This is a genomic window from Pedobacter sp. (genome assembly GCF_037719805.1).
In the GTDB taxonomy this organism is placed as follows: domain Bacteria; phylum Bacteroidota; class Bacteroidia; order Sphingobacteriales; family Sphingobacteriaceae; genus Pedobacter.
Genome location: NZ_JBBJLZ010000002.1, coordinates 454,739 through 468,783, shown reverse-complemented (window position 1 = coordinate 468,783; position 14,045 = coordinate 454,739). Strand labels below are relative to the sequence as shown.

The 14,045-nt window shown below is 39.5% G+C and carries 12 protein-coding genes; 5 read left to right on the top strand and 7 right to left on the bottom strand.

Annotation, left to right across the window (positions count from 1 at the left end; genetic code table 11):
• Positions 1–21 precede the first annotated feature (21 nt).
• Positions 22–1,032 (bottom strand): MBL fold metallo-hydrolase, encoded by a 1,011-nt coding sequence (locus WKF66_RS07220; protein WP_489673754.1) that lies wholly within the window; start codon positions 1,030–1,032, stop codon positions 22–24.
• 426 nt (positions 1,033–1,458) lie between these two features.
• Here WKF66_RS07220 and WKF66_RS07215 point away from each other — a divergent pair, with 426 nt between their 5' ends.
• Both WKF66_RS07215 and WKF66_RS07210 read left to right on the top strand, forming a co-directional pair.
• Positions 1,459–2,202, top strand: a complete 744-nt coding sequence (locus tag WKF66_RS07215; RefSeq protein ID WP_489673753.1) for a class I SAM-dependent methyltransferase — start codon at positions 1,459–1,461, stop codon at positions 2,200–2,202.
• A gap of 334 nt (positions 2,203–2,536) precedes the next feature.
• Positions 2,537–2,779, top strand: coding sequence for a hypothetical protein (locus WKF66_RS07210; protein ID WP_489673752.1), 243 nt, complete (start codon positions 2,537–2,539; stop codon positions 2,777–2,779).
• Between the two features lie 172 nt (positions 2,780–2,951).
• Here WKF66_RS07210 and WKF66_RS07205 read toward each other — a convergent pair whose 3' ends face one another.
• From WKF66_RS07205 to WKF66_RS07180, 6 genes are all read right to left on the bottom strand, one after another.
• Positions 2,952–3,482, bottom strand: a complete 531-nt coding sequence (locus WKF66_RS07205) for a hypothetical protein (protein ID WP_489673751.1) — start codon at positions 3,480–3,482, stop codon at positions 2,952–2,954.
• A 230-nt stretch (positions 3,483–3,712) separates the two neighbouring features.
• Positions 3,713–4,621, bottom strand: coding sequence for a TlpA family protein disulfide reductase (locus WKF66_RS07200; RefSeq protein WP_489673750.1), 909 nt, complete (start codon positions 4,619–4,621; stop codon positions 3,713–3,715).
• Positions 4,599–5,093, bottom strand: coding sequence for a hypothetical protein (locus WKF66_RS07195; RefSeq protein WP_489673749.1), 495 nt, complete (start codon positions 5,091–5,093; stop codon positions 4,599–4,601). Before WKF66_RS07195 ends, WKF66_RS07200 begins: the two co-directional genes overlap by 23 nt.
• Before the next feature lie 156 nt (positions 5,094–5,249).
• Positions 5,250–6,899 carry a M1 family metallopeptidase gene (locus WKF66_RS07190; RefSeq protein WP_489673748.1) on the bottom strand — a complete coding sequence of 550 codons (1,650 nt, stop codon included), beginning with the start codon at positions 6,897–6,899 and terminating at the stop codon, positions 5,250–5,252.
• Between the two features lie 311 nt (positions 6,900–7,210).
• Complete coding sequence (locus tag WKF66_RS07185) at positions 7,211–7,819, bottom strand: hypothetical protein (protein ID WP_489673747.1); 609 nt, start codon at positions 7,817–7,819, stop codon at positions 7,211–7,213.
• Positions 7,820–7,908: 89 nt separating this feature from the next.
• The gene (locus tag WKF66_RS07180) at positions 7,909–8,604 is read right to left on the bottom strand and encodes a DUF2490 domain-containing protein (protein ID WP_489673746.1); all 696 of its coding nucleotides are present in this window, start codon (positions 8,602–8,604) and stop codon (positions 7,909–7,911) included.
• Positions 8,605–8,741: 137 nt separating this feature from the next.
• Between WKF66_RS07180 and WKF66_RS07175 the strand changes: the two genes are divergently transcribed.
• From WKF66_RS07175 to WKF66_RS07165, 3 genes are read left to right on the top strand one after another with little or no spacing between them, the layout of a single operon-like run.
• Positions 8,742–10,916, top strand: coding sequence for an alpha-L-rhamnosidase-related protein (locus tag WKF66_RS07175; protein WP_489673745.1), 2,175 nt, complete (start codon positions 8,742–8,744; stop codon positions 10,914–10,916).
• Between the two features lie 13 nt (positions 10,917–10,929).
• Complete coding sequence (locus tag WKF66_RS07170; RefSeq protein ID WP_489673744.1) at positions 10,930–13,389, top strand: bifunctional UDP-N-acetylmuramoyl-tripeptide:D-alanyl-D-alanine ligase/alanine racemase; 2,460 nt, start codon at positions 10,930–10,932, stop codon at positions 13,387–13,389.
• Between the two features lie 58 nt (positions 13,390–13,447).
• Positions 13,448–14,038, top strand: a complete 591-nt coding sequence (locus tag WKF66_RS07165) for a DUF502 domain-containing protein (protein WP_489673743.1) — start codon at positions 13,448–13,450, stop codon at positions 14,036–14,038.
• Positions 14,039–14,045: the final 7 nt, after the last annotated feature.

The window sequence follows — 14,045 nt, the reverse complement described above, 5'->3', positions numbered from 1 at the left end:
CTGACTTAAATATTTGATGCGCTATAGGCTGATGATTTCTCCTACAGCGGGAAGCAAGAGGGTAGCAGAAAAAGCATTTTCATCCTTCAGCTGCGTAATTAAGCGGGCGGGTTCAAGCAGCGGCTCATCGGATAAGTCGAAAGTACCATAATGCATCGGAATCAAATGAATAGGTTTCAATTCATTACTGGTTTTAGCCACTTCTTCAGGGTGCATATGTGATGGAGACATGAACCAGCGGGGCGCAAAAGCGCCAATACCGGCTAAATAGTAGTTTATAACACCAAAAAGTTCACCCACTTTTTTTACATGATTCCCATAGCCGCTATCTCCGCCAAAATAGATATTCATACCCTTGCTTTGAATTATAAAAGCACCCCACAATGTGGCATTAGTATCACTAAAACCACGACGTGACCAGTGCCTTGTTGGAAGAAACGCTATTTGGAGGTGAGCATGATTTAGCGGGTACTGCTGATACCAACCGGCTGCCTGAATTCTTTTGGACCCCGTCCACTCTTTCAGCAAAAGCGTATCCAGTCCTAGTCCGCAAAGCCAGGTAGCTTCCGGGTTTTGTTTGGCTAATAGTTGAATACTTTCTTTATCACAGTGATCGCGGTGATTATGTGATATAAGTATATAATCAATATCCTCAAAAACTTGGGTTTTAAAAGGCAATTCTGATTGTCTTTTTAAAAACCTACTGGAGGTCAATACCGGATCAATGAGCAAGCGGATACCGTTTAAATGAATCAGAAAGGAGGCATGCCCCAGCCAGATAATAGCATTATCCGGGATTTCATCAAGGGCGTGTCGTTGAATTACTTGTAATCGTCGGGTATTGCTTTTCTTTTCGGCTTTATAAGGATTAGCGGTGGTTTGCCATTTAATTAAATCACGCATTTTGGGCAAGAAAACATGCTCTTCGTTCATAAATAATCCTTTCTGGTCTAATGGCGTACCAGGATAATTATCGGTACCCGGCACTGCAGAAAACGAAGGATTGCTGGTATAAGTGGTTTGAATCGGCATGTAACGTTTAGATTTATGTATAGCGTAGGCAGAAGTAGGAATATCCAAAGGAGCTCTACCTAACAAGTAAAGATAAGTGCATAGCTTAATTCTTCAATAAAAACTTCTACTGATACAATGGTATTCGAAATTACCAATCCTCTATTTTTGGTGAAAACGGCCTCTATTCACTCAATTATGATGCTATTGCTTACATATGCACTACTTAAAAGATTTATCAAAACATAAACCGGTTACTCCTTTTGAAAAGTTATGTGTGCCAGTTTAAAAATACATATAGCCTCGCGTTTTTGAAACAGGATCCTGGTGATTTATTTTCAAATTTAAGCGGCGAATCTAAAATGAACATTGTTAAATTAACTATATTATACTGAAAAAATAAATCCTGTATCAAATCTAAAATTTTAATTACCAAATCATCTGAAGATGGCTCTTAAACCCTTACCCCCGCATATAGATATCGAGCGCGCTCAAACACAATTAGGAGTCAATAGAACTGTCCTTACTTATATTTATAACAAGTTTGAGGACAAGCCTGATTTTACAGCACTTGATCTTCCTTGTGGCAATGCAGAATTTCTAACTTGTTTGAAACAACTTTTTCCTGCATCATCTCTAACCGGTGGGGACATGCTTACGCCATCTAAAACTGACCATATCAACTTTTATCAGATGGATTTAACGGAGGATTTTCCTTTTGCCAATGATGCGAGGTTTGACATGGTTACTTCCATCAGCGGAGTAATGATGTTTAGCAATACGTTACGATTTCTAAAAAATTGCACCTATCATTTAAAACCTGGTGGAACTTTTATTCTTACTAATGATAATTCAAGCAACATTAAAGATCGATTGGCATTTTTGATTTTGGGGCGTTATCGCCTTTTTAATTTGGTTTTTGAAGATGATCAGCCAATGACAGAAAATGTTCCAATTAATGAACTCGTAAGAATAATCCGCAATCATGATATAGAGATAGAAGATATTTTATATACTTCACTTTACAAAAAAGATTGGATATATGCCCCAATTGCAGCTATAGTGTATGCAACGCAATACCTGTATTTGAAAAGAATGAAAACGAGAATACCTGAAGCCCTGAAATGGAAAATGTATCCTTTCAAGCATCTGCTTTGTAGACACTATATTATTTATGGTAAGAAAAGGTAATAATACATCTTAGATTTACTGAAAATATTAGAATCACTTTAACTAATTGGAGTAAATCAATTCTTCGTTCTTTAAGACACCTTCTACCAAAAGGATATCTGAAATGCTTTTACAACTAAATTGATATTTTTCTTTTTTTAGGTACATTGTTACCTATTTCCTTATCTAATTTACTTTTCACCTATGAAATTGGAAATTCGAACAAGTATATCACATAGGTCGTTAGTGGACATTTCCCTTTGCTGTATCATGCGTATAATTCGACAACTCTTACATGTAGATACTTAAGTCTTTGATTAAATTGTTACTTTAGTTCGTAACCAACCCAGCTCTCATGACTAAAATAAAAAATGCTCTTTTTCTTTTGTCAATTACATGTATTTTGAATTCATGTGGACTCACTAAGGGTACAAAAAACGAACCGAAGGCTATAGCTAAAGGTACTACTGTAAACGGTATTGAAAGGAAGTCCTGGGTAACGAGATTTACCATCGGTATGTTGGAATATTTCGGTAGAAAACAAGATGGGCAAGAAGATAAGCATCCTACCGAGAAGGTTTGGCCTCCAAAGAAATAGTTCGTCCCTATTGGTGATTAACAGCGATCCAGCTGGCCACTTTTGTAGTGGATATTTTTCATACTTAAGAGAATCTTGTGAGTATATCGAACTAGTGATTATAGAAAACCAAAGGAAAATACAGTAGCCTTTCATACTTACGGATCAAACTTTATGGTAACTCGTTACTTAACTATTTTCCCAAACCTCTAATTCTGATTTCATTGAATTTTTCTAAATTCTCTTTAGACCTTGTGCTAATCTGAATGAGAGATAAGTTGCGATTGGCACCTTTCAACTTCATTTCTCCGGGCAAGGTTACATTAACAGATAGTATATAACCCTCCTCAATTTTTGTAATTGACTCATCAACTAGTTGCCCGTCAACAAAGTAAAGGGCTGCGCTGGAAGCAAGCTTCGCGTACTTATTTTTAATCTCTGAAGGGGTTAGAAAGGTTAATTTGTTATCGTTTTTTGTTTTTATATATATTTCTCCGGCCGTTGTTTCGTGTTTAATCTCTATAGATGCAATCTGCTCTGAATTGAAGAATGGATTTTGAATGTCAAGCGATACTCCGTTTACAAAGTATGCTGGCGAATTAACTTTTTTTTGCGACGGCTGCAAATATTTCACTTGTATAAGGTCTTTATTATCCTGCGAAATCCCAATAGCAGGTAGGAAAGAAACAAATATTAAGGTTAGCATTTTAATTTTTGAGTGCATGGCCATCGGTTTAGATAACGAATTAACAAGATACATAAAATCTTACTAAGCCCGATTACCCTTATGAACTTAATATCATTTTTAGCAGTTGGCTTTATTCTTTTATGTGAATAGGTGACTAAAAGAAATACAGCAGACAAAATGGTTGCGACAGTAAAAACTTCGTTATTAAAATAGTTTCTAGGTATTTATGACTAAAACTTAGGCCAGTTCAGTGTTAGGTTGCACAATTACTTCTTCAATGCTAAATCAAGAATGTTTTCATTCTCCGGCAACAGATCCCAAAGGCCTTGAGCAGCTGAACTAACAATTTTACCTCCTCTGTCTATCACTACATATCTGGGAATTGAATTGATATTGTAATCTTTGGATACGCCAGAATTATTGGCATTTTCAGTAATTAGGTTGACTCCGTTCAAATTTAAACTTGCAATGGCTTTTTTCCAGGGCTGCTCCGTTTCATCAGTGCATATGTTAAGGAAAATAACATCCTTCTCTTTATATTTCTCATGCACCTTCGCTGAATTCTCTAATATATCTAACCTGCATGGACCACAGTGTACGCCCCAGAAATCAATATAAACAACTTTACCATTAAAATCTGACAGGGATACCATTTTACCGTTCGTATCGTTTAAAGTAAAACCAGGTGCAGGTTGACCTACACTTAAATTCTTCAAATTAGAATAGTATTTAATCAGGTTTTTTTTCAAGTCTGAATCCGCAGTCTCCAATAAATAACGATTGTATATTTCAAGTGTATTTGTATACTCACTACCCTCAAATCCATCTTTTATAATCATTGCTCCGTACCAATCTCTAATCCGACGTATATTTAGAAAAGCTTGCCCCATCAGGTATTGGGATTTTATAAAATTGGGGGTCTGTTCACTTTTTTCTAATGCGAGGTGACCATTAAACAGTCCTTGAAATCTAATCCATTCGAATAAAAACTTTCGGTAATTAGTTGACTTATTGAACGCGATTTCATTCAGTAACTTATAATCTAACAGCGACGAAGATATATTTTTATTCAGTGCTTCCTTTACTATAGGATCGGCAATGGTTAATTTATATTTGTCAATTAGCTTGGCGTCGACTAAAAGACCCATGTACTTATAATTCGTTGTAAGCAGCATTAAGCTGCTCAAATTTGGTGCTGCTATCAATCTTAACTTCCTGATTTTTATCCCTAATTTTTTCAAGCGCAAACAGCTCAAGAATCGCTTTGTATTCGCCAGTCCGTCCTTTTTGATTTCCCTGTATTGCAAACGTTTTACTAAAGTTCTTATGATCCCAGGTCAGCGTAATGGTATCTCCCGGTTTTGCGAAAAAGGTATAGGTTTCATTGTTTAGCTCCAGTATAAAGTCTTGTAGACTTTCAGTTTCAATTTCCCTAAAGAAGTTTCCCTCTTTGTCTACAACAATGTTGTAATTTTTCCAGTCTAAAAAGGCATCCTGTACCATTCCAAAATAAGTTTGGTCATAATTTTTTATATTTCCCCGTATGATGTATGAGCTGTTAACCTGAGAAAAAGCGACGACAGGAAGACCAAATGTTATTAAACTAATTAGCAGTTTTCGATAATTGAGGCGTATGGACTTAATCATAACTATTTGAGATAAACGTTATTAAATATACAGATAAACTGAGTCTAGCTGCTACTTATAATTTTATTTCAGCTGTGGTTTTATGGTTGGAGCACAGAGAATAGTTAAAATACCTATGGGAGCATTTGAATCCTTCGGGCACTCCACGGATATAAACTATTTTAACCTATCTACATTTACGTAAAAATCTGTATCTAAATACAACGGTGACTTCGGTATTCCCTTTAAATTGATCGATTTCCATTTCATAGTAGGAAGGAGCCATTTGCCGTTAGTAAAACTAGTTTTAATTGGCATCTCGAAGCCTAAAATACAGCCATTATATCTGTAATACATTTTCTTTCCGGTCAACCTATATTCGAAAGTTGGAATCTCTTTATTTCTTAAATACTGATTAAAAAGTGGCTTTAAGTTTTTGCCGCTTGCCTTATTTATAAAGGCTTCGACATCGCTTGAATTAACAGTTTTATGATAAAATTGAGAGGACAGTGCCTGCAGTATCACACGAAATTGCTTATCATCATCGATAATTGTTCTCAGCATATGAACCAACTTCCATCCCCTTAGATACATATAGGATCCCCCGCTTTCAAATACCCCGTAACGTCTGATGAGCGGCTCCAGGTTTTTCGTTTTCCCGATCGTTCGGAATTCAAAGAACTCCTTAGCTGCCTTTTTACCATACTGATTTTCGATAAAAAGCTCTTCAGCAAATCCTGCAAACCCTTCATGGATCCAATTTTCTGTAATATCGTTCACCGTTATACTGTTACCGAACCACTCATGTGCAATTTCATGAACCACTAGTCGGTCTGTTTTCAGGTCCCAGAAGCCAAGATTATTAATCTTGATTCGTCCGTATTTAAAGCCATTTCCATACGCAACGGCACTTTGATGTTCCATACCCGGATATGGTGTCTCCACCATCTTAAAACTGTCTTCATAGAACGGATAAGCACCAAACCAGTATTCCAAAGTTTTCAATGTTTTCTCTACCTCAACTTGTAAGTAAGACTGAACTTTATCTAGATTATAATCCAACACCCAGTAGTCCGTATTTAAATTTCCTTTTATCCCCTTATATAGCAGCGGCACCTCTTTATATTTACCAATGTAAAATGCGATGCCGTAATTATTAATTGGGTTGACTACTGTCCATTTGTAAGTGACTGTGCCGTCTTTATTGTCAATCTGGCTACTCATTCGACCATTTCCGACTGCTTTTAAGGTATCAGGAACCCTAATTGAAATTGAAGCACCCCTTTCAGGCTCATCACTTTGGTGCTCTTTGCAAGGAAACCAAACACTTGCACCAACAAGTTGAGCACCTAGAGTAATCCAAGGCCGACCCAATGAATCGGCAGTCCAGGAAATTCCGCCATCCCATGGGGGATTTGTAGACTCTTTCGGTGTGCCTGAATAATAAATATCTATTACATGGTCAGATTTATATTTCAGAGTAGGAAGCCTAATAAACCATGCGTCGCCTTCTTGCTGCAAGGAAACGCTTTGCTGTTCAAAGATGGCGCTATCAATAACTAAAGGTGCCTGCAAATCAATTTGCATCGAATAGTTTTGTACACTTTCTACTGTTTCAAATGATATCCTATTTCTTCCGGTTATTGACTTTTGACTAACGTGAGGGGTAACAAATAAGTCATAGTGCTTGAGATCCCACCATCTCCTGCCTTCCATAATACTACCCTTTAGCGTGTCTTTTCTGGAGGGTACCTTAGTTGTCTGGGCTTGCAGATGCCAGTGGACCGTAATCAACAAGAAAACAAGGCTTATAAATTTTAATCTCATAAGTTTCTAATAGCTAGATACAATCCCAATCTAGGAGGTACCTGATTGATGCTTTTTGTCATCGCTTGCTGTCATTGGTAGTTGATAAATGATAAGGTACACATCATTTGGCAGTAGTAACAACTTATCCTGTATTTTCTCTAAGACGTCTTGTACAACCTATGTCTTGACAATCTATAAGCTTTGTCCTGGATATTTTCTATTACCGCTCGGCAAATAGCGGTAACAATAGAGTCACATAGGTAGCCTTGTCATTCTCTAACTGCAACATAACTGCTGAAACCACTCTTTTTCTAGGTCAGCCTTGGTCTTTAGAGATGTTTTTCCTGCATTATGGTTAAGTCAATCTCATTAGAATTGAGACCATGACACAACTCCATCCAGATGATATCCGTACTTGTCCGGATTATAAACTGCTTATACTTGTAAGGCATAGGATCATACATGTCTTCCGCATAAACGGGTTTTTCCTTATCGATCAATTCGGCTGCCGCCCTTGGTAGGCCACCAGAATAGATCTGAACTCCACCAAGCTTCTCGATTTCTTTAGTAAACTGGTTTACCACATAAGTATCTTCAAATGAGTCGCCAGATTGATAGACGCGCGAGTGGTAATAGACACCACTTACCTTCTGGACCAGACTATCATTGTAGAAATAGTATTTTTCTTCAAGCTTCCTATTTTTATCACTTGAAAACTTATAGCCCTCTGGCGCTTTCAAATAGGGAAAAGTACCCAGTTCATTTGTTGAAATAGGCACAAGATCTAAGTTAAACCCCACTGCACTAGCTGCAGGGGTGGCGGACTTTACTTGCAATGTATCGGCACTGCCAACGATCGGGCCTTTGTTCTTCTTATCGTTAGTACATGAACCTGAAGCCAATGACACCACTATAAGGATAAAGCAGTAAACTCTCATGTCTTATTTTTACTTTCCCAAAAGTAACATGATTATTTTAATCGAAAGTTCATTGATTGTTAACCTGGTATTATCTTATCGCTAACTGCTTAAAAACTGGTACTAATCATCACTTGCATGATGTCTCTTCGGACGTCTCCATCAAGCTCACGCTGTAACCACCTCAAATAACCGACTTCAAAATCAAGTTTTTTACTAGCCCTAAAACCTATTGCCGCATAAGGCCGGTTCTGATCAAATATGCTCCCGTTAACCCGGTCACGATGCTGTACATTAAGAAAAATCTCATCCTGCAACTTAATATATAGTCCCTCACTGAAGTCAGAATTAGCTATAATTGGCGCCTGAAGGCTGGCGAAAATTCTGGCTCGCTGACTAAATTCTACCGCTTCTTCTTTAATGAAGCGCTGCTCGAACCGTCCTCGTAGCGAAAATTCTTTTCTCCGATGCTGAAAGTCAAACTGATATTGCTGATAAATGCGGTGCTCCCTGCTATACTCTTTTCCTTCGTCTGTCTTCTCCCACTCACCCAAATAAGCATATCCAAGTGCTACACTATGTTGCTTACTCAAGTTGTAACTCAGCGCCGTGCGTGACAACAAGTTCTTCCAGTAAGTATATTGATCAGCAGTACGCAGTTGAACGTCGGCCAGCAAGTCAATCTTCGAAGAGATCTTCTGCGTATGAGAAAGGAAGAGCCAACCGCCATTTTCCGACCTCTGTGCGGTTACATGAGTAATCTGCAGGAGAAATAGACTGGTAATTACGATTTGTTTAAACTTCACGGATTTGGATATTTTGCAGAGGCAACAGATGGAGTTGGAATTGGTTTGCATTATGCAACAGTTTGTGCCTGTTTGAGGTAGTTATAAAGATTTAATTATAACTTGAACAGTATAAAAGCTCAGTAAACCCAGTATCGATGTTAAAACCAACTCTTACAGCTGCTGTATTATTTATCATGTCGTTTTCAACGGCCATTGGCCAAGACAAGCCGACCGGTTTATTGGTCAATCTAATAGCGCATACCGAAAAGACCAATACATTGATAAATTCAAAGCTTCCTTTGTTCAGCTGGATAGTGCCCGGAAGTGCCAATGGAACACGCCAAGTTGCCTATGAATTGATACTATCGGATTCTTTCCTTGAAGCGAAGAACGGAAAAGGGAACGTTTGGACCAGCGGAAAAAGAGGAGTAGATAGCTCAATATCAGTAAGGGCCATTGACGTAAATCTCCAACCCTCAACGACATATTTTTGGCGGGTGAAAACAAAAACTAACACCGCAGGCGAGAGTGACTGGTCAGATATAAAAACTTTTAAGACAGCAGATCAGCTGAATGAATCCAACGTTTCCTCGGAAGCACTGGTAAAAACAAGGCAATCACCATCAACAATCAAACAGCTTTCTTCAGAGCTTTCGTTTCTTGATTTTGGCAAGGATGCATTTGCTCAATTAAGTTTGAGTCTGTCTTCAAAAGATGGACGCGACACCGTGGTAGTCAGTTTCGGAGAGGCAATTAAAGCGGGTCGGTTGGACGCAAATCCTGGCGGTACTGTTCGGTACCAGAAGGTCAGGGTGCCACTCTCAAAAGGAAGCAAGCGCTATCAAATCAAATTTAATAAGGATCAAAGAAACATAGGTCCGGCAGCCATATTAATGCCCGACGAGGTAGGCGAAGTGTACCCCTTCCGCTATGTAGAAGTGGAAGATTACGGCACTCGTCTGTCTAAAAAAGATGTGCAGCGCGACATGGTGCATTACCCATTTGATGATGAAGCTTCATACTTTAAATGTAGTAATGATACCTTAAATCAGATATGGAAGCTTTGCAAATACTCCATCAAAGCGACGTCATTTGCAGGTATTTATGTGGACGGAAATCGAGAAAGAATCCCTTATGAAGCGGATGCGCTCATAAATCAGCTTGGTCATTATGGTGTAGATCGGGAATATTCTATGGCCCGTAAGTCAATGTCTTATTTATTAAAACATCCTACCTGGCCTACAGAATGGATTCTTCAGGCATTAATTATATCCTGGAATGACTATTTGTACACGGGTGACAAGCAACTCCTGGAAAGCAATTATGAGATCTTAAAAAACAGAACATTGATGCAGCTCAAAGGAAATAATGGTCTAATATCCAGTACCTCTGGCTTGCAAACAAATGAGTTTGCTGAATCCATTAACTTCAACGGAAAAATTAGGGATATTGTTGACTGGCCACTAAGTGAAACGGATGGTTATGTTTTTAATAAATATAACGCAGTTGTGAATGCCTTCTACTATCAAGCCCTGGTCAAAATGGAGAAGATCGCTGGCGCACTCGACCGAAAATCTGATGTGAACTTTTACAGACAGGAATCAGAAAAGCTTAGAGCTGCCTATACCACAACATTTTTAGATCCCACAACCGGTTTATATAAAGACGGAGAAGCGACCACCCATTCTTCTCTGCACGCAAATATGTTTGCTATGTCTCTTGGGCTTGTCGATGAAAAGAATAAAGGCCAGGTGTCGGACTTCATAAAGTCCAAGGGCATGGCATGCAGTGTCTATGGGTCGCAGTTCCTGATGGAATCATTATACGACGGGTTCAATGGTGAATATGCAAGGAAGCTGTTGACTGATAGTGGAACTCGAAGCTGGTATAATATGATCAGGGTAGGGTCCACCATCACGTTGGAGGCATGGGACAATAAGTTCAAACCCAATCAGGACTGGAATCATGCATGGGGTGCTGCTCCGGCCAATATCATCCCGAGAAAGCTAATGGGAATCGAACCAACTTCCCCGGGTTTCGAAGATATTTTGATCATGCCGCAGACTGGTGATCTTGAAGAAGCAGAAATCTTAACACCAACTATTCGTGGCCCAATATCTTTGAAAATAAGCAATAAGAAAGTGTATACCCTTAAAGTGACATTGCCGGCTAACATGCGCGGCCAGGTCTATTTGCCCGTACTGGAAGGGAAAACGGAGATTACTTGTAACGGAAAACGTGTTTCAGCGAGTCCGGTTCCAGGTAAGCCATTTTTCAATGCCGGAAAGATAGAATCCGGTACCTGGACCTTCACAATGAAACAAAAATGAGTAGTTTTGAACCATGAGTCACGCCAGTTATTCGATTGCTCTTATAGCAAAAATTTTAGAGGCAGCCCCTGTTTTTGCTGATTCAAAAGCGGTGATCAGTCAGCTGGTGACCGACAGCAGAAGCGTAATAGACCCAGCTGAATCCTTGTTTTTTGCCTTAAAGGCACAAAGAGACGGCCATATGTACGTTGCTGATGCCTATGCTAATGGAATTCGAAACTTCGTCATCACTGAAATCAGATCTGTTGAAACGTACGAAGATGTCAACCTGCTCATTGTATCAGATGTACTGCTTTCACTTCAAAAGCTATCAGCCTACAATAGAAGTCAGTTTGACCTTAAGGTAATGGCAATCACCGGTAGCAATGGAAAGACGATAGTTAAAGAATGGCTTTATCAACTGCTGGCAAGTGATTTCAACATTGTTAAAAGTCCCAAAAGCTTCAATTCTCAAATCGGAGTGCCTCTTTCAGTGTGGCAAATTGAAGAAGAACATACCCTGGGTATCTTTGAAGCCGGTATTTCCAGAACCGGGGAGATGGATAGTCTGGCCCAGATCATCAAGCCAACGATAGGAATTCTAACGAACATCGGGGAGGCCCATGCTGAAGGTTTCTCTTCCCACCTGGAAAAGCTGAAAGAAAAACTAAGACTCTTTACCGACGCAGAATTATTAATCTACAGTGCGGATTATACAACGGGACTTACTTCTAAAGACCTTCCTGGTAAAGTCCAGTTTTCCTGGAGCTTGAAAGAAAAAGCTGATCTACAAATTCTTTTCATCGAACCCATCGAGGGGAAATGTTATGTAAGGGCTTTGTATAAACACGAAGAGATCGAATGTTTGATACCTTTCCGGGACCAGGCCTCTGTTGAAAATGGTATCATTTGTTGGGCCACCTTGTTGGCACTGGGATATACCGGAAAAGAGGCTGATGCCAGATTAGAAAAGTTAAGCCGGGTTAGCATGAGGCTAGAACTAAAGACAGGTATTAATCAATGCTCTGTGATAGACGATTCTTACAGTGCAGATACCTCTTCATTAGCAATTGCACTTGACTTTTTAAACCTTCAGAATCAACACGCAAAAAAAACGTTAATCTTATCGGATCTCGTAGAAACCGGTAAGACCAACGAGGTGCTGTATACTGAGATATCGGCGCTCCTTAAACAGAAAAACTTAAACCGTTTAATTGGAATCGGTCCGAATATCTCTGGCTCGGCGGAGCTCTTCGATCTTGAGAAAACTTTCTTTGAAGATACTCAGTCGTTCATTCAGAATTTTCCTGCGCTACACTTTAACAATGAGACTATTCTAGTTAAGGGTGCGCGTAAGTTTGAGTTTGAGCGGATCAGTAAATTAATCACACAAAAGATCCATGATACCGTTCTCGAAATTGATCTGAACGCTTTGTCTGGTAATCTCCAGTTTTATAAAAACAAACTCAAGCCAGGTGTAAAGGTAATGGCAATGGTTAAGGCATTCTCGTATGGCAGCGGAAGTTTCGAGATTGCCAACCTGCTTCAATACCATAAAGTGGATTACCTGGCAGTAGCCTATACCGATGAAGGGGTATCACTTAGAACAGCAGGCATTACGATGCCAATTATGGTCATGAGTCCGGAACCTTCAGGCTTCGATGCGATCATTAAACATAACCTGGAGCCTGAAATTTACAGCTTAGAGATTTTGAAAAGCTTTGGTAGCTATCTTAATGACAACGAATACGATTACCCTATCCACCTGAAGCTTGATACCGGAATGCATCGTTTAGGGTTTGAAGAGCCAGATCTGCAAGATCTCTTACGCACAATAGGCGAAACCAAAAAGCTGAAAGTGATTTCCGTATTCTCGCATTTTGTTGGGAGCGACAACGCTATTCTGGATGAATTTTCAACCTACCAGTTGGGCAGGTTTCTGGATATGGCCAAGGTCATTGAAGAAACGCTGGGATATCCATTTATCAGGCATATTTCAAATACTTCTGGAATCACAAGGCATACCCATGCTCAACTTGATATGGTGAGAATTGGAATCGGATTATATGGTTTTGATGGCAGCCTTGTAAACAATCAAGGTCTTAAAACAGTCGCTGTGCTCAAAACGACCGTCACACAGGTAAAGAAGCTAAAGGCCAATGAGACCGTTGGCTATAGTCGCAAGGGTGTGCTGCCCGGTGGAGGAGAGATTGCAACGGTTAAAATAGGTTATGCGGATGGCTACAACCGTCAATTTGGAAATGGAGTGGGTAAAATGATTATAAACGGGAAGCGGGTAAGCACTGTTGGTGTGATTTGCATGGATATGTGCATGCTTGATGTAACCGGTTTAGACGTGAAAATAGGTGACGAAGTGATTGTTTTTAATTCTGAGCTTCCAATAGCAGAGTTGGCTAATCAAATAGATACCATCCCTTATGAAATATTGACTAACATTTCTCAAAGGGTTAAACGTGTCTATTTTTACGAGTAAGACAAGCGATTTTCTCCTTAAAACAGCTAAGCGGCTTAATTTTTTCTAAGTTTGCAGCATGAACAAGATCGGCAGGGCATTTGTAAATTACATGATCAAAGGATTGTTGATCGTTTTGCCGATTGCATTAAGTGTATTAATTGTAATCTGGTCGGTCACTACCGTGGATAGTTGGTTAAACGTCAACAACATCTTAGGGGTTGATCCGCACACCGGTGCGAGCAGAAATATACCTGGACTCGGCCTGGCCCTGGTGTTAGCAATCGTCCTCACAGCAGGTATTTTTGTGACTTACTTCGTTACTGAACCAATGTACAACTGGTTTCAGCGAATAATGAATAGGTTGCCCATCGTAAAGTTTATTTATTCCTCGATAAAAGACCTCACAGAAGCCTTTGTAGGTGATGAGAAAAAGTTTAATGCCCCAGTCATCGTTGAAGTAGAAGGTGAAATGAAACGGATAGGTTTTTTAACGCAAAGTGATCTTGCTTCCATTGGGCTGCCTGGAGAATCAATCGTTTATTTTCCGTTCTCTTACTCTTTCGCCGGACAAGTTTACGTCGTTAAAAACGAAAGGATCAAAGCTTTAGACATGAGTGCAGCAGACGCAATGAAACTTGTTGTTTCAGGCGGCGTTACCCATTTCTAGCACCTGG